The 22,298-nt window shown below is 70.7% G+C and carries 19 protein-coding genes and 1 other RNA gene; 10 read left to right on the top strand and 10 right to left on the bottom strand.

Features of this window, described 5'->3' with window-relative positions:
- The first annotated feature begins 42 nt into the window (after nt 1-42).
- Nucleotides 43-1,320 (top strand): D-arabinono-1,4-lactone oxidase, encoded by a 1,278-nt coding sequence (locus ACIBG8_RS31590; protein ID WP_397346677.1) that lies wholly within the window; start codon nt 43-45, stop codon nt 1,318-1,320.
- Here the strand turns inward: ACIBG8_RS31590 and ACIBG8_RS31585 are convergent.
- Nucleotides 1,296-2,057, bottom strand: a complete 762-nt coding sequence (locus ACIBG8_RS31585) for a hypothetical protein (protein ID WP_397346676.1) — start codon at nt 2,055-2,057, stop codon at nt 1,296-1,298. The two genes, ACIBG8_RS31590 and ACIBG8_RS31585, sit on opposite strands and share 25 nt — an antisense overlap.
- Before the next feature lie 102 nt (nt 2,058-2,159).
- Here ACIBG8_RS31585 and ACIBG8_RS31580 point away from each other — a divergent pair, with 102 nt between their 5' ends.
- Both ACIBG8_RS31580 and sepH read left to right on the top strand, forming a co-directional pair.
- Entirely contained in the window at nt 2,160-2,915 is a 756-nt protein-coding gene (locus ACIBG8_RS31580) for a S8 family serine peptidase (RefSeq protein WP_397346675.1), read from the top strand.
- A gap of 165 nt (nt 2,916-3,080) precedes the next feature.
- A complete protein-coding gene (gene sepH, locus ACIBG8_RS31575; RefSeq protein WP_397346674.1) occupies nt 3,081-5,642 on the top strand; it encodes a septation protein SepH in 2,562 nt (853 codons plus the stop codon).
- A gap of 403 nt (nt 5,643-6,045) precedes the next feature.
- Here sepH and ACIBG8_RS31570 read toward each other — a convergent pair whose 3' ends face one another.
- Complete coding sequence (locus tag ACIBG8_RS31570; RefSeq protein ID WP_397346673.1) at nt 6,046-7,593, bottom strand: PH domain-containing protein; 1,548 nt, start codon at nt 7,591-7,593, stop codon at nt 6,046-6,048.
- Nucleotides 7,590-8,111: a PH domain-containing protein gene (locus ACIBG8_RS31565; protein ID WP_397346672.1), complete on the bottom strand. Its 522-nt coding sequence runs from the start codon at nt 8,109-8,111 to the stop codon at nt 7,590-7,592. The genes ACIBG8_RS31570 and ACIBG8_RS31565 overlap by 4 nt, the downstream gene beginning before the upstream one ends.
- Nucleotides 8,112-8,430: 319 nt before the next feature.
- Here ACIBG8_RS31565 and ACIBG8_RS31560 point away from each other — a divergent pair, with 319 nt between their 5' ends.
- The 4 genes from ACIBG8_RS31560 to ACIBG8_RS31545 all read left to right on the top strand — a co-directional run bounded on the left by ACIBG8_RS31560 (nt 8,431) and on the right by ACIBG8_RS31545 (nt 13,785).
- Nucleotides 8,431-9,000 carry a YbhB/YbcL family Raf kinase inhibitor-like protein gene (locus ACIBG8_RS31560; protein WP_397346671.1) on the top strand — a complete coding sequence of 190 codons (570 nt, stop codon included), beginning with the start codon at nt 8,431-8,433 and terminating at the stop codon, nt 8,998-9,000.
- Nucleotides 9,001-9,183: 183 nt separating this feature from the next.
- Entirely contained in the window at nt 9,184-10,482 is a 1,299-nt protein-coding gene (locus ACIBG8_RS31555; protein WP_397346670.1) for a hypothetical protein, read from the top strand.
- 99 nt (nt 10,483-10,581) lie between these two features.
- Nucleotides 10,582-12,714, top strand: coding sequence for a SulP family inorganic anion transporter (locus tag ACIBG8_RS31550; RefSeq protein WP_397346669.1), 2,133 nt, complete (start codon nt 10,582-10,584; stop codon nt 12,712-12,714).
- 33 nt (nt 12,715-12,747) lie between these two features.
- On the top strand, nt 12,748-13,785 hold the full coding sequence (locus ACIBG8_RS31545; protein WP_397346668.1) for an NAD-dependent epimerase/dehydratase family protein: 1,038 nt from the start codon (nt 12,748-12,750) through the stop codon (nt 13,783-13,785).
- A 131-nt stretch (nt 13,786-13,916) separates the two neighbouring features.
- Here the strand turns inward: ACIBG8_RS31545 and ACIBG8_RS31540 are convergent, their stop codons facing one another.
- Nucleotides 13,917-14,864 carry a helix-turn-helix transcriptional regulator gene (locus ACIBG8_RS31540; RefSeq protein WP_397346667.1) on the bottom strand — a complete coding sequence of 316 codons (948 nt, stop codon included), beginning with the start codon at nt 14,862-14,864 and terminating at the stop codon, nt 13,917-13,919.
- A gap of 87 nt (nt 14,865-14,951) precedes the next feature.
- Here ACIBG8_RS31540 and ACIBG8_RS31535 point away from each other — a divergent pair, with 87 nt between their 5' ends.
- The gene (locus tag ACIBG8_RS31535) at nt 14,952-15,353 is read left to right on the top strand and encodes a VOC family protein (RefSeq protein ID WP_397346666.1); all 402 of its coding nucleotides are present in this window, start codon (nt 14,952-14,954) and stop codon (nt 15,351-15,353) included.
- Between the two features lie 205 nt (nt 15,354-15,558).
- On the opposite strand, the gene ACIBG8_RS31530 is transcribed toward ACIBG8_RS31535, so the two are convergent.
- A complete protein-coding gene (locus ACIBG8_RS31530) occupies nt 15,559-16,296 on the bottom strand; it encodes a class I SAM-dependent methyltransferase (protein ID WP_397346665.1) in 738 nt (245 codons plus the stop codon).
- A 57-nt stretch (nt 16,297-16,353) separates the two neighbouring features.
- An RNA gene (rnpB, locus tag ACIBG8_RS31525) (RNase P RNA component class A) lies at nt 16,354-16,748 on the bottom strand.
- Between the two features lie 184 nt (nt 16,749-16,932).
- Between rnpB and ACIBG8_RS31520 the strand changes: the two genes are divergently transcribed.
- Nucleotides 16,933-17,385: a GNAT family N-acetyltransferase gene (locus ACIBG8_RS31520; RefSeq protein WP_397346664.1), complete on the top strand. Its 453-nt coding sequence runs from the start codon at nt 16,933-16,935 to the stop codon at nt 17,383-17,385.
- Here ACIBG8_RS31520 and ACIBG8_RS31515 read toward each other — a convergent pair.
- From ACIBG8_RS31515 to ACIBG8_RS31505, 3 genes are all read right to left on the bottom strand, one after another.
- Entirely contained in the window at nt 17,360-18,532 is a 1,173-nt protein-coding gene (locus tag ACIBG8_RS31515; protein ID WP_397346663.1) for a bifunctional RNase H/acid phosphatase, read from the bottom strand. The two genes, ACIBG8_RS31520 and ACIBG8_RS31515, sit on opposite strands and share 26 nt — an antisense overlap.
- A complete protein-coding gene (locus ACIBG8_RS31510) occupies nt 18,529-19,269 on the bottom strand; it encodes a zinc ribbon domain-containing protein (RefSeq protein WP_397346662.1) in 741 nt (246 codons plus the stop codon). Before ACIBG8_RS31510 ends, ACIBG8_RS31515 begins: the two co-directional genes overlap by 4 nt.
- Before the next feature lie 67 nt (nt 19,270-19,336).
- Nucleotides 19,337-20,149, bottom strand: coding sequence for a Nif3-like dinuclear metal center hexameric protein (locus ACIBG8_RS31505; RefSeq protein WP_397346661.1), 813 nt, complete (start codon nt 20,147-20,149; stop codon nt 19,337-19,339).
- A 78-nt stretch (nt 20,150-20,227) separates the two neighbouring features.
- Between ACIBG8_RS31505 and ACIBG8_RS31500 the strand changes: the two genes are divergently transcribed.
- A complete protein-coding gene (locus tag ACIBG8_RS31500) occupies nt 20,228-21,649 on the top strand; it encodes a flavin-containing monooxygenase (RefSeq protein ID WP_397346660.1) in 1,422 nt (473 codons plus the stop codon).
- Here ACIBG8_RS31500 and ACIBG8_RS31495 read toward each other — a convergent pair.
- The gene (locus tag ACIBG8_RS31495; RefSeq protein WP_397346658.1) at nt 21,626-22,246 is read right to left on the bottom strand and encodes a hypothetical protein; all 621 of its coding nucleotides are present in this window, start codon (nt 22,244-22,246) and stop codon (nt 21,626-21,628) included. The genes ACIBG8_RS31500 and ACIBG8_RS31495 overlap by 24 nt on opposite strands.
- Between the last annotated feature and the right edge of the window lie 52 nt (nt 22,247-22,298).

Raw genomic sequence — 22,298 nt, 5'->3', positions numbered from 1 at the left:
ATCGTTCACGTTTAACGGAACGATGCTCTCCTGGAGGGGTGCATGCATTTCACCAACTGGGCCGCCAACCAGTCCGGCACCCCCGCCGAGGTGCGCACGCCGTCCTCGGTTGAAGACGTCGTCAGCGCGGTGCTCGACGCCGGCCGTACCGGCAGGCGGGTCCGCATGGTCGGCACGGGCCACTCCTTCACCGGGGTGGCCCTGACCGACGGGATCATGCTGCGGCCGACCGGGCTGACCGGGATCCGCTCCGCGGACGACACCTCGGTCACCGTGCTCGCCGGCACGCAGCTCAAGGTGCTCAACGAGGAGCTCGACCGGCGCGGCGTGGCCCTGGCCAACATGGGCGACATCACCGAGCAGACCGTCGCGGGGGCGATCGCGACCGGCACGCACGGCACGGGACGCGACAGCGGCGGCCTGGCCGACCAGGTGCTCGCGCTGGAGATGGTGCTCGCCGACGGGTCCGTCGTGACGGTGAAGCCGGGCGAGGAGCTGTTCGACGCGGCGCGGGTGAGCCTGGGCGCGCTCGGGATCGTGACCGCGGTGACGCTGCGGGTGGAGCCCGCGTTCCTGCTGCACAACCAGCGGCGCTCGATGGGGCTGTCGGCGATCCTCGACTCGCTCGACACGCTGACCTCGGACAACGAGCACATGGACTTCTTCTGGCTGCCGCACACCGACGAGGGGCTGGCCAAGTTCAACAACCGCCACCCCGGACCTGCCGCGCCTCCCGGGGCCTTCAAGCACTGGCTGGACAACGTGTTCCTGGAGAACACGGTGTTCGGCGCGGCGTGCGCGGTCGGCGCACGGTTCCCCAACCTGATCCCGCGCATCAACGCGGTCAGCGCGGCGACGCTGGGCGACTCCTCCTCCGTGGACACCTCCTACAAGATCTTCACCGCGGTCAGGACGGTGAAGTTCCTGGAGATGGAGTACGCGATCCCGCGCGAGCACCTCGCGCAGGCCCTGCGCGAGACGCGGGACCTGATCGAGCGGAGCGACTGGCGCATCACGTTCCCGGTCGAGGTGCGGGTGACCCCGGCGAGCGACGCGTGGCTGTCGACGGCCTACGGGCGCTCTTCTGCGTACATCGCCTGCCATGTCTATCGGCAGTCCGCGAACCCCGCCTACTTCGCGGGGGTCGAGGAGATCATGACGCGGCTCGGCGGCCGGCCGCACTGGGGCAAGATGCACACCCGCGACGCCTCCTACCTGGCGACGGTCTACCCGCGCTTCGCCGACTTCGTGGCGCTGCGCGACCGGCTCGACCCCGACCGGCTGTTCACCAACGCCTACCTGGAGTCGGTGCTGGGCTGATCGTCAGCCGGCGGGGTGGCGTCGAGCTGGTCCTGGCTCTCGGTCGGTGGCGGCGTGTCCTGCGGCGTGCTCGGCTCACTGGACGGCTCCACCGAATCCGTCTCCGTGGGGGTCGGGGTCGGCTTCTTCGTGGGGGTCGGCGTCGGCGTGGGTGTCGGCGTCGGCGTCTTGGGCCGGTCGGTCGTGGGGGTGGTGGTCGGCTGGTCGGTGGCCGGGGCCTGGTCGTCGGGCTTCTTCTGCGGGGCCCTCTCGTGCTCGACGGTCTGTGGCGTCTTGCCGGTCACCGTCTCGTAGACGGTCTTCTTGGCGAAGCCCTGGTAGGCCAGGATCGCGGCCATGCTGATGGCGAAGACCAGCGCGGTGCCGAGGCCGAGCGTGAGCCACGGCAGCTTCCTGCGCTCCTGCACCGGCGCCATGACCAGGGTGGGTTCCGGCTCCTCCTCACGGACCGTCGCGTGTACGGCTGTCGCCAGCGCGCCCTCACCTTGGATAGGCGCCTCCTCCTCACGGTCACGCCAGGCGATCACCGTGTGCTGCTTGACCTTCTCGCCCGTCCGCTTGAGGTAGTGCGTGTAGATCGCGTTGCCCACGGTGCTCGCGACGCTCGCCACGGCGGCGCCGATCACCGTGCCCGCCACCCCCAGGAAGGAGGCTGCCACCGCGGCCGTCACCGCCGCCAGGGCACCTCCCGCGATCTGCGGAACGCTCAGCTCGAACTTCGGCTGGTCGCCGCTCATGCCCCGAATCAGTCCCCTCTAGGTAAAGAACGTTCTTGTGAATAGACGCCACTGCGCGTCGTGTTGTTCCTGTGACCTGTGTGACAGGCAGATTCGTGGGTCGTGCCCCGCCGATCAGGACTGCCGTCCGTGTATGCCGCCGCGGCCCTGGCGACGGCCGTGACCACGCTGGCCTCCCTCGCCTTCACGCCCGCCTCCGGCGTGTCGGCGCCGCCGTCAGAGCCGGCCTCGCCGTACATCGTCACCGCCCACAGCCGCGCGGACGCCCGCGCCCTGGTCGGCGAGGTCAGATGGCGGGTGCGCAGGTACTACACGGCCGCCCTGCCCGGTTTCGCCACCCTGCTGACCGCCCGTGAGGCGGCCGAGCTGCGCGCCGATCCGCGGGTGCGCTCGCTGGAACCCGACCTTCGCCTCCACCCTACGACCGCGCGCCCGCCGCACCTGCCGCCGTCCGCGACCGTCTACGTGGTCGGCAGCGGGGTCACCCCCGGGGCTCACGACCAGGTCTGGGCTGGTTTCGACGCGACCGGCGGGACCGGGGTGAACTGCTCGGACGTGGCGGATCTCATACCCGACCGGCCCCGGGTGGTCTCGGTGCGGGTCATCGGCTGCGACGGCACCGCCACGCTGACCGACCTGCTCGCCGGGCTCGACTGGGTGCGACGCCACGCCCGGCGGCCCGCTGTGGCGATTATCCCGTTCTCCGGCTTTTCCCCCGCTTTGGACATCGCGGCGCGCAGGCTCGCCCACCTGGCGCCCCGACCACCAGCTCTCGCGTCTTGGCCCAAGTCCACAACGGCGCGTGGCGCGATTCGCCAGAATCCGTCAGGGACCCCTGTGCAGTCCGGCGGGTTCTGAACCAGGATGGAATCGACAAATGTGACCGGCGTCACATCGCCTGGGTGGTATCCCAGGAAGGCGATGTTCGGACATGCCGGGTACGGTGCTGGCAGGCAACCGGCACACGCGAGAGACTCAAGGGTCCGGGGGAAGATTGAGCACGACGCTGACGAAGGGACTCGCATGCAGGAGCTCCGACTCGTCGCGGTGAGTGAGGACGGCAGCTATCTCGTCCTGGCGACTGCCGGGCGAGGAACCCGCTTCACGCTCCCCGTGGACGACCGGCTCCGTGCTGCCGTCCGCGGAAACTTCTCCCGTCTCGGCCAGTACGAGATCGAAGTGGAGAGTCCGTTGCGCCCCAAGGAGATCCAGGCCCGCATTCGTGCCGGAGAGACCGCGGAGGAGATCGCCGCGACCGCGGGTATTCCTGTCGAGCGCGTCCGCTGGTTCGAGGGTCCCGTGCTCCAGGAGCGGGAGTACGTCGCCCAGCAGGCGCAGCGCGTCGCTGTGCGCATGCCTGGCGAGTCCGCGCCTGGACCGACGCTCGGCGAGCTGGTGGCCGAGCGCCTCACGCGCAGGGGGGTGCCCACCGACGAGATCGACTGGGACTCCGCCAAGCGCGACGACGGACTGTGGCGGGTGAAGCTGGGCTACGTGTGGAACGGTCACACGCGGCACGCCGAGTGGCTCTTCGACCCGCGCCGCCGTCACGTCACGCCTTACGACGAGGAGTCGATGCGGCTGTCGCAGGCCGACTTCGACCTGAACCCGCCCGTGCCTTCATCCGCTGTGGAATCCACGGTCACGCCTTTCGCGCCGCGGGTGGCGAAGCTGCAGCCGGTGCCGCCGCTGGCTGAGCCGGTGCTTCCGTTCCCTTCCGTGGTACGGCAGGAGCCGGAGGAGCCTGCGGTGGGGTACGGGGCTCGGTCGGAGAACGCTTATACGCGTCCTGCCGAGGGTGGATACAGCCGTGACCAGGGGCGTCCTGTGGTGGAGCCGGAGCCGGGCTTCGTTCCGCCGTCCACGCAGCCTCGGCGGGTGGACGGGGCGGCTTCCTGGCTGCCTGGCTTCGCTTCGCCACGGCCGGACCGCCCGGCGCCGCGCGACACGGAAGCCATCTACGCCCCAGCCCCGGAGCGCCCGGAACCTCCGACCCTGGACCTCCCCACCCCGGAACCCCCGGCGGACAACCTGGTCACGGACCGCCCCGCGGCACCTCCGGCGGCGGACCACACCGTCACGGACCACCCGGTAGCGCCGCCTTCCGTCGCGGACCGTCCCGTTGCCGAACCCACGGTTGTGGACCGGCCCGTCGCGGACCGCCCGGTAGCGGCGCCTTCCGCCACGGACCGCCCGGTGACGGCACCTTCCGCCACGGACCGCTCGGTGGTGGACCGGCCCGTCGCGGACCGGCCTGTTGCCGAACCCACGGTTGTGGACCGGCCCGTGGTGGAGCCTTCGGTCGTTGACCGCCCCGTCGTGGCGGCCCCGGCGCCGGAGCCGCCCGCTGCCTCGGTGGTTCCGGTCGTGGAGCCCGCCACGCCAGAGCCCGCTGCCACCGAGCACCCCGTCGCTCAGCCGCCTGCTGCCGAGCTTCCCGTCGTGGAGGCACCGGTCGCGGAGCACGCTGTTCCGGAGCGTCCCGTTGTGGACACCCCGGTCGTGGAACGTCCCGCTGCCGAGCTTCCCGTCGTGGAGGCTTCGGTTGCGGAGGTCGTCCAGGAAACCCCCGTCGCACAGGAGCCCGTCACCCAGCCATCCCCCGTCACACCGCCTGCCGAGGCCGCACCACCGGCTCAGGCAGTCACCCCTCAGGTCGCTTCCCCGGCTGCTGCCCAGGAAGCCCCGCCGGTATCCCCCACACCCCAGGCACCACCTGCGGTCGCGGTGACCCCCGACGTCGCCGAGACCCACCCCACCCCAGAGGCACCCTCCGCGCAGGAGCCCACCCCGGAGGCCGTCAAGACACCCGCCGTGGACGAAGCCCCTACCGCGAAGGAACCGACCCCAGCGGAGCAGCCCACTCCAGCGGTTGCCGAGGCAGCCACTGCGGTGAAGCCCGCCACGGCCGTGGCCGGAACCCCTGTCGCGCAGGAGCCCACCCCGGAGGTCGCCAAGACGCCCGCCGTGGACGAAGCCCCCACCGCGAAGGAGCCGACCCCAGCGGAGCAGCCCACACCAGCGGTTGCCGAGGCAACCACTGCGGTGGAACCCGCCCCGGCCGTGGCCGGAACCCCTGCCGCGAAGGAGCCCACCCCCGCTGTGGACGGAGCGTCCGTCGTGGACGGAGCGCCTGCCGTACAGGAGCCCTCCACGGGAGTGCCTGTCGCGCAGGAGCCTGCTCCGGTGGTCGACGAGGTGCCCGCCGCCCAGGTGGTCGCCGAGCCCGTCGTTGTGGACGCGCCCAGCGTCCCGGCTCCTGCCGTACAGCAGAGCACCGGGAAGGCGCCCACGCCCGCGGACATGCCCAAGGTGTCCAAGGCCGACGGGGCGAGTGTGGACAAGCAGGATGGCCAGGCGGCGGAGACGCCGGAAGCGGTTGACGATGCGGAGGCTGCGGTGCCCGCTGCCAGGGTGAGCGAGGACGACGGGACGCAGGCCCAGGAGGAGCCGGTGGCGGAGACGCCCCCGGCGGTGCCGACGCCACCTCCCGCCCCCACGCCGCGCAAGAAGAACGCCAGAAGCCGCAGGGCCTCGGTGCCCAGCTGGGACGAGATCATGTTCGGCGCTCGACGGCAGGACTGATCAGCGCTTCTTCGTGAGGGCGGACCCGTTGCGGGTCCGCCCTCACGCATGTACGGGCCCAGCCCTATCCCCGGAGGGGCCAAGGTCCTGGAGGAGGGGCGGTCGTGGTCCCGGAGGAGACCGTCTGGGGCGCCAGGTGACTGCCTGGTGGGGCCCACTCGGGGCGCGAGCGTTCCAGTGGGCAGTCGCCCGACGGGCGTTACTCGGAGGGTGGGCGGCACTCGGAGAGCGGGCGTTGCCCGAGGTGTTGCTCGCCCGATGGGCGTTGCCCCGGGCAGAAGCTACCCGAGGGGCGTTGGTCGCCCAGTGGGCGTTACCCGAGAAGGCGGGCGTTACCCCGTGGGTGTTACCCCGGGGGGTGTTGCTTGGGGGTGTTGCCCCGGGGGGTGTTGCCTGGGGGGTGTTACTCGGGGGGTGGGGTGGTCAGGAAGGGGGTCAGCCACTCCGGGGTCACCTCGGCGGGAAAGCCCGCCGCCTGTCCCTCGGAGACGTCGATCGCCGCATACCCGCCCGACCCCGCCCCCACCCCCGCGACCAGCGTGTACACCCCCGCCCGCCGCTGGAACCACGTCTGCTGCAACCGCCACCCCACCACGGCACGCCGTTCCACCACCGCCTGGGACCGCCGCAACGACCCCGACCGCACCGACACCCGCACCCCGTCGTACCCATGCCCCAACGACCGGTACCTGTCGGCCCCCAGAGGCACCCCTGCCGCCGCGAGCAGCACCGCCGCCACCGCGAGTACCCAGAACAGCCCCACGCCGCTCCACCACGCCGCCAGCCCCAGCAGGACGGCGACGCCAGCCCACGGGGCGATGGCGCGGAACATGCGCCGATTTCGTGCGATGGGCGGATGGGGGCGCAATGTCCCGGAAAAGGGGCCGATCGCGCCGGAGATGACCTCGACCGCCTTCGCCCTGGGGACGTCGGGCAGCAACTGCCCCCGCGTCTGCGAGTCGCCGAGGCCGGTGACGATGGCCCAGGCGCGCACGACGCCGGCCCAGCGTTCCGCCAGAGCGTCGACGAGCTCGTACCCGCGCACCCTGCGCGCCTCCAGCGACACGCTGCGCCGGTTGATGAGCCCCCGCTCGGCCACGAGGTACCCCTCGCGGTGCTTGAGCGTGAAATCCCAGTTGAAGACCGCGTACATCACCCCGCCGACGAACGGCATCGCGATGACCAGCAGCACGACCGCGATCACCAGCACGTAGGTGTGCCCCCACAGCCACTCGCCCGCGCTCCAGGCGGCGTCCTGCCCGAGCCCGAACTCGTCGCCCCACTGGAACGCCAGCCCGACCGCGCCACCGGCCAGCGCGAAGGGGGTGAGCAGGTAGGAGCCGGACAGCGGGCCGTACAGGAGCCACTTGCGCGGCACCTTCATGATCACATCGTCGGGTACGGCCCGCTGGGGCGCCTGCGCGACGTGGGCGCGCTTCAGCAGCACCGCCTTGAGCCGCTCCGCCTCCGCGAGCGTGACGCCGTCGAGCTCGCCCTCCTGCTCGCCGCCGCCGCTCGCGCCCGTGTCGATCTTCAGTACGGCGAGGCCGAGCAGGCGGTGCATCGGGGGCGTGGAGACATCGACGCCGCGGACCCGCTCCAAGGGGATGGTGCGGACGGAACGGCTGATGAGCGAGCGCCGGATCTCCAGGCGGTCGCCGACGATCTCGTAGGAGAACGTGGCCCAGCGCACCACCGCGAACACCACCGCGCCCGCGACCCCGAGCGCCGCCCAGATGAACGACCGCTCCGAGAACCCGCCCACGAAGAGCACCCCGACCAGGGGAAAGAGCAGTGAGGGCAGCATGCGGACAGGGTCGATGAACAACACCTTCGGGCTGATCTTCCGCACCCCACCCACGGAAACCCCAGCACCGTCCAGATGAGACGGGCCGTCGGGGAGGCGCGGGTCGGTTGGCTCCGCCGTACCCTCTGGGAGGTCCTGGGTCATGTGGCGTCGTCCCTGAGCTGCTCGGCCCGGTGCGCCAGCTGCTCGGCCAGCCCGGCCGCCACCCGATAGTCCAGCCCCTTGATCGTCGACGACCCCGCGTGCGAAGCCGTCCTGATCTCCAGCGTGGCGAGCCCCAGCAACCGCTCCAACCACCCCTGAGCCTTGTCCACCGTCTGGATCCGGCTCACCGGCACGAACACCCATTCCCGGCTCAAAAACCCCGACCGGGCATAAACCACATCCCCCGACAACTCCCACCGATGTACGGCGTAGCGGACGAAAGGCTCAGCCACCAGCGACGGCAAAGACAGCAGGACAACGACCAAGGGAAGCAGCCACCAGTTGTCCGCGAACCACAGCGGCACCCACGACCACTCGCTGGACCCCACCCACCGAGCCAGCAGATAGGCCCCGCCCGCGAGGAAGACGAACCCGATCAGGGACTCGAGCAACCAGAGCCGTACGGCCTTGGGCGAGACCCGGTGTTCTGGCGCCCGCAGGGGCCCGGTCGCACTCACAGATGCCAGCCTATCTTCGCGGCCGAAGCCAGTTGGAATCCCGGCTTCTTCCCAGGGCCGCCGGATCTTCCCACACCCACGGGACAGATGCGTCCACAGGGACAGTTGGGCCAGGACCGAAACCAGGCCTCCCCACCGGCGCTGACCAGCGCGCCCCACGGGCCCGCCACCCCTCCTGACCTCAGCGAAACCCCGGCGCGGTTGTGGCGGACCTCACCCCATCCATACCGTGATTCTGGGTGATTTCGGGCCCTTTCCCGGCCACCGACCCTCGCGAAACGGTCGGCGCATCGCCGAGACCCGCGTAGCATCATCCGGCATGGGGCTGCGGAACACGGCGAAGCGTGTGCGCCTGGCCACCGTCGTAGCGGCGGTGTCGGCGCTCTCGTTCGTCGTGTGTGGATGCAGCTTTATCGGCGGCCGTCCCGCGGCTGCCGAGATCGCCGAAGTCCACGTCGACAGTCCCCAGCTCCGCGACGGCAAGCCGCTGCCGCGGGAGTTCTCCTGCAAGGGCAAGGGCACCAGTCCGCCGCTGCGCTGGTCGACCGAGCCCTTGTCCGCCGCCAAGTCGATCGCGATCGTGGTCGACGACAGTTCCGCGTCCGGGGCCGCCGTGCACTGGGTCATCTACAACATCGACCCGCGCACGACCCTGCTGGGCGAGGATGCCTCCTCCGACCCGCCACCCGGCTCCTCACAGGCCAGGGTGACCAGCGGCAAGGCGGGCTACCAGCCCCCTTGCCAGGACAAGGGCAACTACCGGGTGAGCGTCTACGTCCTGAACGGGAGAGTCCCCGTCAAGAGCGACAGGACCCTGCGGGAGATCCTGCAGGACGTCGCCACCCAGACGATCGCGCGCGGAAGGCTGACGGCGGTCGACATCGAGTGATGGGTCGAACACTGCAGGTGATAGTGGTTACCAATTCTTCACTTAGGGTGTGACAACGCTCATAGCGGTCCGCCAGAATCGGATCCGATTGTTAGGCGTTGGTGATCAAAGGGAGCAGATCGTGTCGATGGCCGCGCGATCTCACCGGCGGCGCTGGAAGGCCATAGCTTTGAGGGTGGTGCAATGGTCTGGGTCGTAATCATTCTGGTCGCGGTCGTCCTCCTCGTGCTCGTCGTCGTGGCGATGGGCATGCGGTCGATGAACAAGCGGGAGAGCTCTCTGCCACCCGAGCGGTTGAAGGCGATGGCCGAGCGGGAGGAGATGACGCAGACCCGGTCGACGGACGAGTTCGCCGCGCACGAGCCTCGCATGGTCAACTTCACCCCTGACTTCAGTCCCATAGACGAGCAGCGCCAGCCCAGGCCCGTGCGTACGGGTCAGCGCGGCAAGCGCGGCGTCGACGAGTGGGGCAACGGGAGCTCCGACGACGACGACGAGGAGTTCTGGGCCAACATCCGCAGCGACGCGGAGGCGGGCGGCTTCGGGTCCGGCGGCACGGTTAAGGCCAGGACGGGCTCCTCGCGCCCGGTCCAGCGCGACCCGGACGCCGAGACGACGATCCAGGCGCCGCTCCCGCAGCGTCCCGTCGCCGCTCCGATGCCCGCTCCGACGCCCGCTCCGGTCAACGCGAGCCTCGCCGACCTGGTCGAGCCGCGCCGCCAGCCGTCCAGCGCCGACCTCGCCGACCAGCGCACGGTGACCTTCTCCGCGCCGACGCCCGACGTGATGAGCATCCTCGGCGCCGGAGCCCAGCCGGTGCCACCGCCCACCGTCTCGCCGAACAGCGGCTCGTTCAACGCCGTCAACCCCGTGAACCACGTCAACAGCAGCGGGTCCTTCCCCGCCGTCAACGCGGGCATGCACGGCGCTCCCACCAGCGACCCGTTCCCCGCGTACGGCGCCGCCGACCCGCTCGAGACCACCTGGCAGACGCCGCCCCCCGCGGCCACCACGTCGGGTTCGTGGCCCGCCGCCTCGCACGACATCCTCGACGACCCCGGCCCGGCGACCGGCCCCACCGGTTCCTGGCCCGCCTTCGAGGCCGCCTCGTACAACAGCCAGCCGTCCTACCCCGCCTCCTACGAGGTGCGTTCCGGGTACGCGGCCATCCCCGAGCCGGACGCGCTCACCGGCCCCTCCCCCGCGACCGGCACCCCGACGGCGCCCGGCCGCGCGGTCTCCCAGTACGAGCCGTACGAGGACATCCTGTCCAGCGGCTACCAGAACACCACCGGCGGCTACGCCACCCCCGCCGCCCCGTCCAGCCCGGCCGCCTGGCCCGAGCCTCCCGCGAGCGCCACCAACTGGCCGACCTACGGCGAGATGTACGGCACGCCCGAGGCGGGAGCCGCTCAGCCGAGCGGCCAGCGCAGCGGCAACCACCGGGCCCCAGACCAGGACTATCCCGACTATTACCGCTGATCTTAAAAGCCTCACATAACCGCCTAGGCGACAGGGCCTCGGCGCAATAGGGTCTGCCCCATGACGGCGGACACTCTACGTAACCAAAGCTCACTTTCCGTGCTTAGACACGACCTGCCCGCCTCGCTCGTGGTCTTCCTGGTGGCGGTGCCCCTCTCGCTGGGCATCGCCGTGGCCTCGGGAGCGCCGCTGGCGGCAGGGCTGATCGCGGCCGCCGTCGGCGGCATCGTGGCCGGCGCGCTCGGCGGCTCCGCCGTACAGGTGAGCGGGCCCGCCGCCGGTCTGGCGCTGGTCGTGGTCGACCTCGTGCAGACGTACGGCTGGCGCGCCACCTGCATGATCACCCTGATGGCCGGGGCGCTGCAGTTCGTGCTCGGCGTCTTCAAGGCGGCCAGGGCGGCGCTCGCGGTCTCGCCCGCGGTCATCCACGGCATGCTGGCCGGAGTCGGCATCGTGATCGCCCTGAGCCAGCTGCACATCGTCCTGGGCGGCAGGCCGCAGCGCTCTGCCATCGAGAACGTCCTGGAGCTGCCCGCGCAGATCGCCGGGATACACCGGCACGCGGCGGCCGTCGGGCTGCTCACGATCGCGGTGCTGGTCGTCTGGACGCGCCTGCCGAAGCCCGTGCGTGCCGTACCCGCTCCGCTGGCCGCGCTGCTGGCGGCCTCCGTGGCCGCCTGGGCGTTCGGCTGGGACATCACCCGCATCGACCTGTCGGGCAGCATGGGCCAGTGGAACGCTCCAATACTGCCGCAGGGCGACTGGCACGGCATCGCGTACGCGGTCATGCTCGTGGCGCTGCTGGCCGGGGTGGAGTCGCTGCTGTGCTCGGTCGCGGTCAGCGGCCGGAGCGTCGACCTGGACAGGGAGCTGACCGGGCAGGGCGTGGCCAACATGGTCTCGGGCCTGCTCGGCGGGCTTCCCGTGGCGGGCGTGATCGTCCGGAGCACGACGAACGTGCGGGCCGGTGCGCGCAGCCGGTGGTCGACGGTCATGCATGGCTGCTGGGTGCTGCTGTTCGCCTTCTGCTTCGGCTGGGTGATCACGCTGATCCCCATGGAGGCGCTGGCCGCGCTGCTGGTGTTCATCGGCGTGCAGATGATCAACCTGGGGCACGTCAGGAAGGTGCACGGGCACGGCGAGGTGCCGGTGTACCTGGTGACGATGGCCGGTGTGGTGCTGCTCGGTTTCGCCGAGGGCGTCCTGGCCGGGCTGGCGCTGGCGGCGCTGCTGGCCCTGCGCAGGCTGACGTGGGTGACGGTCAAGGTAAGGCCGGAGCAGGACGGGCGCTGGCACGCCACGATCTGCGGCTCGCTGACCTTCCTTGGCGTGCCGCGGCTGACCGCCGAGCTGCGTGCCGTACCCCCTGGGGTGCCCGTCGACCTCGACCTGAACATCGACTTCATGGACAACGCGGCCTTCGAGGCCCTGCACGCCTGGCGGCTGGAGCACGAGCGCTCCGGCGGCAGCGTGGACATCGACGAGCTGCACGACGAGTGGTACGCCCTGGCCGCCAGCGGCGACCGCATGTTCCCCGCCAAGACCCCGCCGCGCGCGCCCGAGCGGTGGTGGCTCCCGTGGCCGCAGCGCCGCCAGCAGCTCGTCCCCGCCCAGGGCGGCCCGTGCGAGCTGACCACGGGGGCGCGCGAGTTCCATCGGCGTACGGCCCCGCTGATACGTCCGCTGTTCACCCAGCTCGCCCGCAGGCAGCAGCCCAAGCACCTGTTCATCACCTGCGCGGACTCCCGCGTCGTGCCGAGCCTGATCACCGCCAGCGGGCCTGGCGACCTGTTCACGGTGCGCAACATCGGCAACCTCGTCCCGAGGTACGGCATGCGGGACGACTCGGTGGTGGCGGCGATCGAGTACGCGACCCAGGTGCTGGGCGTGCGCACGATCACCGTGTGCGGGCACTCGGGGTGCGGGGCGATGGCCGGGCTGCTGAGCGGAGGGGTGAAGGCGGGCAGCATGCCCGGCCTGCGCAAATGGCTGCAGCACGGCAACCACAGCCTGGCCAGGTTCATCGACACCGAGAGCGACGGGCTGGACAGCGGGCCGCTCGACCGGCTGTGCCGGGTCAACGTGCAGCAGCAGCTGGAGAACCTGCGCACCTACCGGCGCATCGACGAGCAGGTGCGGGCGGGCACGCTGGAGCTCGTGGGCCTGTACTTCGACATCGGGGAGGCACGGGTGCACCGGCTGGAGCTGCCTACGCTCTCGGTGAAGAGCTGACCGTACGGCGAGCCGTACTGATAAATGTCCCCTATGAGAGTTCTGGTACTTGGTGGGTCGCAGTTCCTGGGGCGCGCGCTGGCCGTGGAGGCGCTGGCGCGCGGGCACGAGGTGACGACCTTCAACAGGGGGCAGACCGGGCGCGACGTGCCCGGCGTCGAGGTCGTGCACGGCGACCGGGAGGTCACGGCCGACCTGGAGCGGCTGGTCGACGGGCGCAGCTGGGACGTCGTGGTCGACACCTGCGGCTACGTGCCGCAGGTGGTGGGCTCGGCCGCACGGCTGCTGTCCGGGCATGCGACGACATATGTCTTCATCTCCTCTATCTCCGCCATCGGGGACTTCCCGGCCAAACCGGCCGACGAGAGCTCAGAGCTGTGGGAGTGCGCGCCGGACGCCGGCCGCGAGGACGGCGACTACGGCGTGCTCAAGGCGGGCTGCGAGCGCGCCGTGGAGCAGGGCTTCGACGGCAACACGCTGATCATCCAGCCTGGGCTGATCCTGGGGCCGCACGAGAACGTCGGCAGGCTGCCGTGGTGGCTGACCAGGATCGAGCGCGGCGGCCGGGTGCTCGCGCCGGGCACCCCTGACCTGCCGATGCAGCTCGTCGACGCGCGGGACATCGCGGTGTTCACCCTCGACCAGGCGGAGAAGGGCGTTTCCGACCGGTTCATCGTGACGGGGCCGCCCGGCAACACCACCTACGGCGAGTGGCTGCAGATGTGCAAGGACGAGACGGGCTCCGACGCCGAGTTCGTCTGGGTCGCCGACCAGTTCCTGGTCGACAACGAGGTCGGCGTCTGGGTGGAGCTTCCCCTGTGGTCGCCGGCCGGGCCGGAGATGGACAACTTCTGGTCCGCCTCCATCGCCAAGGCCACGGCCGCCGGGCTGCGCACCCGCCCCGTCGCGGACACCGTGCGCGACACGTGGGCGTGGTTGCGCGAGATCCCGGTGGACGAGCGGTGGTTCGGCAAGTCCAGCCACGGCATCGAGCCGGGCAAGGAGGACGTCATCCTGAACAAGTGGGCTTCTGTGCAATCCTCCACAGACGGTACGGCCCAGCAGGCATAACGTCGGGAATGTCCGCCGAGGTCGTCGATCCCCCGTAACCCCTCGGCGGCCACCCGGTCCGACTCCCAGGGCCGTTGGGGCGGAGGTGCCGATGCCTCCGCCCCAATCCAGCGCCGGGCGGTTCGCAGGGGTCATCTGGGTGGCGGCGGGGGCTCTGCGGCGGCCCTGTAGCGGTCGGCGAGCGAGCGCAGCAGGTCGCGCAGCTCCGGAGGTTCGATGACGGTGAACGGCACGTCCAGCGTGCCCAGGAAGGCGGCCAGGTTGTGCAGGGAGTCGCCGCCCGTCTCCAGGACGCCGTCCTCGCCCAGCACGCCCGCGGAGGGCGGCAGGTTCTCGCTGGGTTCGTGGAGCTGGACGCGGGCCTGGTACCGCCACGCCGTCGACCCGGTCCCCCGCACGACGTGCATGGCCGCGCCCTCCTCCGGCAGCTCGCGGGGGACGAACCTGGGCCCGTTGGGCGTGCGCGGCCTGATCCGGTCGGCGCGGAACGTGCGCCAGTCGTCCCGGTCGTTGTCCCAGGCCAGCAGATACCACCTGCGTCCCGTATAAACCATCCGGTACGGCTCCGCCCTCCTGACGCTCGGCTCGCCCTCACGGCCCGCGTAGTCGAAGCGCAGCTGCTCATGGTCGCGGATCGCGGCGGCGATCACCGTCAGCGTGTCCGCGTCCACGGTCGGGCCGCGGCCGGCCAGCGAGACGGTGGCGGCGCTCATCGCGTCGATGCGACCGCGCAGCCTGCCGGGGAGCATCTGGCGCAGCTTGGTGAGGGCGCGCAGGGAGGTCTCCTCGATGCCGGTGACCGTACCTCCTGCTGCCGCGTGGAGGCTGACGGCGACGGCGACCGCCTCCTCGTCGTCCAGCAGCAGCGGCGGCAGGGAGCCGCCGGCGCCCAGCCGGTAGCCGCCCGCCGTACCCGTGGTGGAGCGCACCTGGTAGCCGAGGATGCGCAGCCGTTCGATGTCGTTGCGCACCGTCCGGGTGGTGACGCCCAGCCTGGCGGCGAGCTCGGCGCCCTGCCAGTCGGGGCGGGCCTGCAGGAGGGCGAGCAGGCGCAGGAGGCGCACCGACGTGTCCAACATTTTCCTAGTCTCGCAGCATTGAGGAACCGGAGGTTCCACAAGGGCTCGTAATGTTCTTCTTGTCACCGAGGAACACAGGGAGTGCACATGTTGCGAGGACTCGCCACCATCAGCTACTGGACCGACGACCTTGAGGCGGCCAAGGCCTGGTATGCGGAGTTCTTGGGGATCGAGCCGTACTTCGGGGTCGGCGACGGGTACGCGGAGTTCAGGATCGGCGACTACGAGCACGAGTTCGGCCTGATCAACCGCAAGTACGCGCCGGAGGGCGACTCCACGACGGCCGGGGGAACGATCGCGTACTGGGCGGTGGACGACCTGGACGCGACCCTGGCCAGGCTCATCTCGCTGGGCGCCACCCAGCACCAGCCCCCGACCGTGCGGGGCGACGGCTTCGTCACGGCCTCGGTGATCGACCCGTTCGGGAACATCCTGGGCGTGATGACCAACGTGCACTACTTCGACATCCTGGCCCGCGACCAGGCGTAGGGCGCTCGCTGGTGGGGTACGTTCCGAGCTTTCCACGGCGAGGAGGCCCCATGACCCCAGGATGCGGCAACTGCAGCTGCTCAGACCCCCTGACCACCGCCACACCCCCCAGGTGGGCAACCGTCCAACCCGAGTAGAACCCCACAGCGGCCCGCCCCCAGGGGGGCGGGCCTTTTGCGGCACCACCTCGCGGCGCGAGAGGACCTCAGGGAAGGGCTCGACGCGCGAGGTGGGCGGTGACGTCGGCGGCGATCTCCACCGTGTCCGGCAGGACACGCAGGATCTGCTGGAACACCTGCTCCCGGTCGGCGGGCGGCAGGACGAGGTAGGCCGAGACCGTCGAGAGATGCCCGACGTAGTCGGCGGCGCTCATCGTGAGGCGCCGCTCGATCTCCACCTGCCGGACGTCGCCGAACCACTCGGACCGTTCGAGCTCGGTTCCCGGCCACTGCATGTCGTTCTCGGGCGGCGTCCCGTCCGGCGACGGCACGTCATCGCTCGCCAGGAACGGCTCCCGCGCCACCCGCACGGCCTCCCCCACCGTCGGATCGGCCAGTTGGACCGGCCCCCCGAACGAGGCGAACACCCCGCCCGGTTCCAGCAGCCGAGCCACGCGCTCCCAGCGCCCGGCCGGATCCGTCCAGTGCAGCGCCGCCGCCGCGAAGACCAGCCCGTACGTCCCGTCCCCCGGCGGCAGGTCCTCGAAGGCCGCCTGGACGGTCGTGACGCCGGCCGGCACCTGCCTGCGCAGCTCGGCCAGCATCGCTCCGTCAGGATCCGTCGCGGTGACCGCGACGCCTCGTCGCGCGAGCAGCCGGGTCGCCTTGCCGGTCCCCGCGCCGATCTCCAGCGCACTCAGAACCGGCCGGCCCGCGTAGGCCGTCACCACGTCGAAGAGATCCGCCGGATACCCGGGACGGAACCGTTCGTACGCTTCCGCCACCGCTCCAAAGCTCAACGCACGCCCAGACATGCCGAGCATCCTGACACACGCGGAAGTGAGACGAGCCGGCCTGTAGGCCGGGTTCTGTCCTTCGGGGCGCCGGAGCGCTCCGAAGGGGCGACCATCCATCTAGGGCCGTCGTTGCCGGCGGCCTCAAGCGGTCTACCCGCGCGGCTCGGGCGAGCAGCCCTCGAACGTCGCGCGCGGAACGTTTCCGTTCCTTCTTGACCTTGCTCCGGGTGGGGTTTACCTAGCCGCCCACGTCACCGTGGGCGCTGGTGGTCTCTTACACCACCCTTTCACCCTTACCTCCCGAAAGAGGCGGTTTACTCTCTGTGGCACTGTCCCGCGGGTTGCCCCGGGTCGGCGTTACCGACCACCCTGCCCTGTGGAGCCCGGACCTTCCTCGGCGACCCCCGTGAAGGGGCCAACGCGGTCGCCCGGCCGGCTCGTCTCCCAGGGAGATTATCAAACCTCAAGCCATCCCCAACCGATCGACAAGGCCGATCGGGTCGAATGTGGTCGTCACCGCCTGAGGGGGGTGGTGGCGACATCGGCCGCGCCGGGCGTTCTGGCGGCATCCGGCGCGGCCGAACATCACAACCGGGGGGTTGGCAACACATGATCACGAGACGCATGAGCGCTACGGATGCGCCAGGCGTGAAGGAACTGCACGAGCGGTGCTCGCCCGAGTCGCTCCATCTGCGCTATCTCGGGCCGTATCCCAGGATCGGCGAGCGCGTCATCGGATTCCTCACCGATCCGGCGAAGGGCACGTCGCTGGTGACCGTGGAGAACGACAGGGTCGTCGCCATGACGAACGTGATGAACACCCAGAGCCCCGGCGTCGTCGAGGTGGCCTTCCTCGTCGAGGACCGCTGGCAGGGCCAGGGGCTCGGGACCGCGCTGCTCCAGCGCGCCGTCTCCCTGGCCACCGCGAAGGGCGCCAAGGAGCTCACGGCGTGCATGTTCGGCACGAACCGCCGCATGATCCGCCTGCTCGCCGGAGCGGGCGCCCGGCTGCCCGAGCGGTTCGGCCAGGTGATCGAGGTGCGGCTGCCGCTCAGCGCAGGTGCCCCGTGTCGTTGAACGACTTCACCACCGACGGCCCGTCGGTGAAGTAGTCGATCAGCGACAGGCACGCCAGGTCGAGGTGCATGCGGTAGAGCGCCGCCGGAGGCGCCATCAGCGCCAGCCGCAGCAGCGTCTTGATCGGCGTCACGTGCGAGACCACCAGCACGGTCCTGCCGGTGTACTGCTCGACCAGGCGGTCTCTGCTCTCCTGGACCCGCCGCGCCGTCGACTCGAAGCTCTCCCCTTCAGGCGGCGCGACGGCCGGGTCGTCCAGCCACGCGGCCAGCTCGCCCGGCCACCTGCGCTGGATCTCGGTGAACGTGTGACCTTCCCACGCGCCGAAATCGGTCTCCCTGAGCCCTTCGTCCACTTCGACGTCCAGCCCGGCCAGCCGCGCCACCGCCCCGGCGGTCGCCCGAGCCCGCTCGAGCGGCGAGGAGACGATCACATCCAGCTTGTACGGCTCGCGCGACAACCGCTGCGCCACCGCCTCAGCCTGGGCCAGCCCCTTGGCGGTCAGCGGCGGATCGCCGATCCCGGAGAACCTGCGCTCGACGGACATCGCCGTCTCACCATGCCTGAGCAGCAACAGCGACGTGGCGGTACGGCTCGGCGGCCCCCACCCCGTCCCCTTCGACTGCGCGGTGGCCAGCGAGGCGGAGGGTGAGGAGACCTCAAGCAGATCGGTCTGCTGGGCGGCGGCAGGCGCAGGGCGGTCAAAAGGGGCCTCGCCCGCCTTCCACGTGAGCCCCTTGGCAGCCGCGTCCATGGCCTCGTTGGCCAGCCGGTCGGCGTGCTTGTTGCGTTCGCGGGGAATCCACGTCCACTCCGTGACCCGCAGCCGCCGGGCCAGCGCCCCGGCCTCCAGGGCCAGCGGGCGCAACCCCTCGTTCTTGATCTTCCAGCGCCCGGCCATTTGCTCGACGACCAGCTTGGAGTCCATCCGCACCGCCACGGACGCCCCATCGCCCCCCAGCCGCAGCACGGCGGTCAGCCCCGCGATCAGCCCGCGGTACTCGGCGACGTTGTTCGTCGCCACCCCGATCGCTTCAGCCGCCTCGGCCAGCACCTCGCCGTCAGGGGACATGACGACGGCGCCGTAGCCGGCCGGCCCGGGGTTGCCCCGCGAGCCGCCATCGGCCTCGATGACGTAGGAGGTCACAGGCCCGACTCTGGGGTACGCACCAGGATCCGGCGGCACTCCTCGCACCGCAGCACCTCGTCGTGCGGCGCCGCCTTGATGCGGTTCATGTCGGCGATCGACAGCGACACCTTGCACCCCTGGCACCGGCCGTGCTGCAGCATGGCCGCGCCCACGCCGTACTGCTCCTTGAGCTTCTGGTAGAGCGTGGCCAGGTCGGCCGGGATGTCGGCGGCCGCGGCGTCACGCCTGGCGCGCACCTCGCCGGCCTCCTTGTCGATCTCGACGAAGGCGGCGTCGCGGCGGGCTTCGGCCGCCGCACGGGCGGCCGCCACCTCGTCGCGCTGCCTGACCAGGTCACCGGCCTTGGTGTCCGCCGCCTCGCGGCGCTCCATGATCTCGAGCACGATCTCCTCGAGGTCGCCCTGGCGCCGGTGCAGCGAGGTGATCTCGGACTGCAGGCTCGACAGGTCCTTGGGCGAGGTCACGGCGCCGGAGTCGAGGCGCTTCTGGTCGCGCTCGGCGCGGGTGCGCACGGTGTCGACGTCGTTTTCCGCCTTCGCCTGCTCGCGGGCCAGGTCGCTCGCCTCGGTCTCGGCGCCGATCACGGACGTGGCGAGCTGGGCGAGGCGCTTGGAGGTCTCGTCGATCTCGGCCAGCTCGGGCAGCGTGCGTCGGCGATGGGCGAGGCGGTCGACGGCCGAGTCGATCTCCGCCAGGTCGAGCAGTCTCTTCTGAGCTTCTGGAGCTGCTTTCATTTTCTCTATCCTCTTGTCCTCGCCGTACGCCTCTGAGCCGTGAGCTGAACGCCTCTGAGCGGCAAATCTACCCCAGGACGCGAGGCCCCTCGGCGTGGTAGGTCCAGGCGTCGGTCACGGTGGTGGAGACGCGGGTTTCCACACCCTTGAGCGTCGAGGCGGCGAGGGCGAGCCACGGCCACTCGGTCGCCCAGTGCGCGGCGTCGATCAGCGCGGGCCCGCCGGTCTCCATGAACTCGCTGGCCGGGTGGTGGCGCAGGTCAGCGGTGAGGAAGACGTCGACGCCCGCGGCGCGAGCCGTACCGAGGAGGGAGTCGCCCGCTCCCCCGCTGACGGCCACCCGGGACACCGTGCGAGACGGGTCGCCCGCCGCGCGCAGGCCCCACGCGGTCGCGGGAAGCCCGGCGGCGGCCTGGGCGGTGAAGTCGGCGAGCGTCATCGGCGACGGCAGGTCGCCGATGCGGCCGAGCCCGCGCCACGGGTCGTCGGCGAACGGCTGGAGCGGCACGAGGTCACCGACCAGCCCGACCGCCCTGGCCAGCGCGTCGGACACGCCGGGGTTGGCGACGTCGGCGTTGGTGTGCGCTGTGTAGAGGGCCACTCCGCTGCCGATCAGCGTGTGGATCAGCCGCCCCTTGGGTGTGGTGGCCGCCACCGAGGTGGTGCCGCGCAGGTAGAGCGGGTGGTGGGTGACGATCAGGTCGGCGCCGAAGTCGAGCGCCTCGCGCGCCACGACCGCGACCGGGTCGACGGCGAACAGGACCCGGTCCACGCGCTGGTCCGGATCCCCGCACACCAGCCCCACGGCGTCCCACGACTCGGCCCTGGCGGGCGGGTAGGACGCTTCGAGCTGCTCGATGACCTCTGCCAGAGTTCCCACCTCGGCAGACTATCGGGGACTGTCATCAGAACGCGGTTCGGCGTACCGTAAGTGCACCCTGACATGCGGAGGACGGGCATGACGCCAAAGGTCGCGATCATCGGTGCGGGTTTCGGCGGGCTGTGCATGGCGATCCAGCTCGAACGGGCGGGCATCACGTCGTACACGGTCTTCGAGAAGGCGGCCGGCCTCGGGGGCACCTGGCGCGACAACAGCTATCCGGGCGCGGGCTGCGACATCCCCTCGCACCTGTACTCCTACTCGTTCGAGAAGTACGGGAGCTGGACCCGCCGCTTCCCCGGCCAACCGGAGATCCTCGAATATCTCCAGCGTTGCGCCGACAAATACGATGTCAGGCGGAAAATCAGGTTCAACACGGAAGTGGCTAGAGCCTCCTTCGACGGGAGGAAATGGCACATCGGCGAGGAGACCTTCGACGTCGTCGTCTCCAGCGTCGGCCAGCTCAACCGCCCCCACCTGCCCGACATCCCCGGCATGGACACCTTCGCCGGGACGAGCTTCCACTCCGCCCGCTGGAACCACGACCACGACCTGACCGGCCGCCGCGTCGCGGTCATCGGCAACGGCTCGTCGGCCGCGCAGTTCATCCCGCCCGTCGCCGAGAAGGCGGCCCATCTCCAGGTCTTCCAGCGCACCCCGAACTGGGTGATCCCCAAGCCGGACGCCACCTTCGGCAGGCTCACCAAGCTGGCCTTCCACTACCTGCCTCCGCTCCAGCGCGCCTACCGCGAGTGGATCTACAGGTACGCCGAGGGCACCCTCTACCCGGCGCTCTCCCAGGGCTGGAGCGTGAACCTGCTGCGCAAGCGGGCACTGGAACACCTGCACGCCCAGGTCGAGGACCCGGCGCTGCGCGCCAAGCTCACCCCCGAGTACCCGCCGGGCTGCAAGCGCGTCGTCATCGACAGCCGCTTCTACCCCGCGCTGACCAGGCCCAACGTCGACGTCGTCACCGAGAAGATCACCCGCATCACCCCCGGCGGCGTGGAGACGGCCGACGGCCAGGTGCACGAGGCGGACACGATCGTCTACGCGACCGGCTTCATGAGCACCGAGTTCCTGGCGCCGATGGAGCTCGTCGGGCGTGACGGAAAGGTGCTGAACGAGCAGTGGCGCGACGGCGCCGAGGCCTACCTGGGCATCGCCGTGCCGAACTTCCCGAACCTGTTCCTGCTGTACGGTCCCAACACCAACCTGGGGCACAACTCCATCGTCTTCATGATCGAGTGCCAGGTGCGGCACATCATGAACTGCCTGCCGTACGCCATGGAGAACGGCCCGATGGAGGTGCGCCCCGAGGTGATGGACGCCTGGCGCGCGCGGCTCGACCACGCGATGGAGCGCATGGTCTGGGGCAACGGCTGCCAGAGCTGGTACAAGACGGCCGAGGGGCGGGTCACCAACAACTGGCCGGGACCCACGACCCTCTACAGGAAGCTGACCGCCAGGCCGCCGCTACCCGCCTACCGCTTCGGATAGCAGGCCCTTGAGCTTGGCGTAGGGGATCGTCACCGACGCCTCGCCGCAGGCGGTCGCGCCGCCGAAGGCGACCAGGTCGACGACGACCTCCACACCCTTGGGACGCAGGGCGAACTGCACGTCGGTGCCGCCGAGCTTCTTGATCCTGAGCCCCGCTGTGCACTCGCGGCCGTGGAAGGCGGTGACGACGCGCTTGGAGAAGGTCTTCAGGACTCCTGGGCGCAGGAACTCGGCCTGTCCCAGCGCCTTGCCCGAGCGCAGGTCGACGGTGACGGTCCTGGCGCGCATCCAGGTCGGGTGCGACAGCTCGGGCGAGGTGGTGGCGATGTCGTAGCGCACCGACACGAATTTCGGGCCGTTCAGCCGCACCCGGGTGTCCACCAGCACCTTGCCCTTACGCGAGTGCTCGGCGTACTCCTTGGCCCGCGCCTGGATCGGACGCAGCAGCGCCTTCCCGAGGGCCCCCTCCGCCTTGGCGTACGTCCCGGACAGCCGCAGCCCGTGCGCGGTGCCCGTGAGCGGCGCCACCGTGACCGGCGCGGTTCCGCCGCTCCCGAGCAGCAGCGCCACTGTCATCGTCCATGCCCCCATAGTCATGGCCGTTCATCGTAGTGGCGGCCATGTGATCTGTCTTTATCGCGCGATAACG

The organism is Nonomuraea sp. NPDC050556 (assembly GCF_044457355.1).
In the GTDB taxonomy this organism is placed as follows: domain Bacteria; phylum Actinomycetota; class Actinomycetes; order Streptosporangiales; family Streptosporangiaceae; genus Nonomuraea.
Note: the sequence above shows the minus strand (reverse complement) of the source record. Positions and strands in the feature narration are given on the sequence as shown.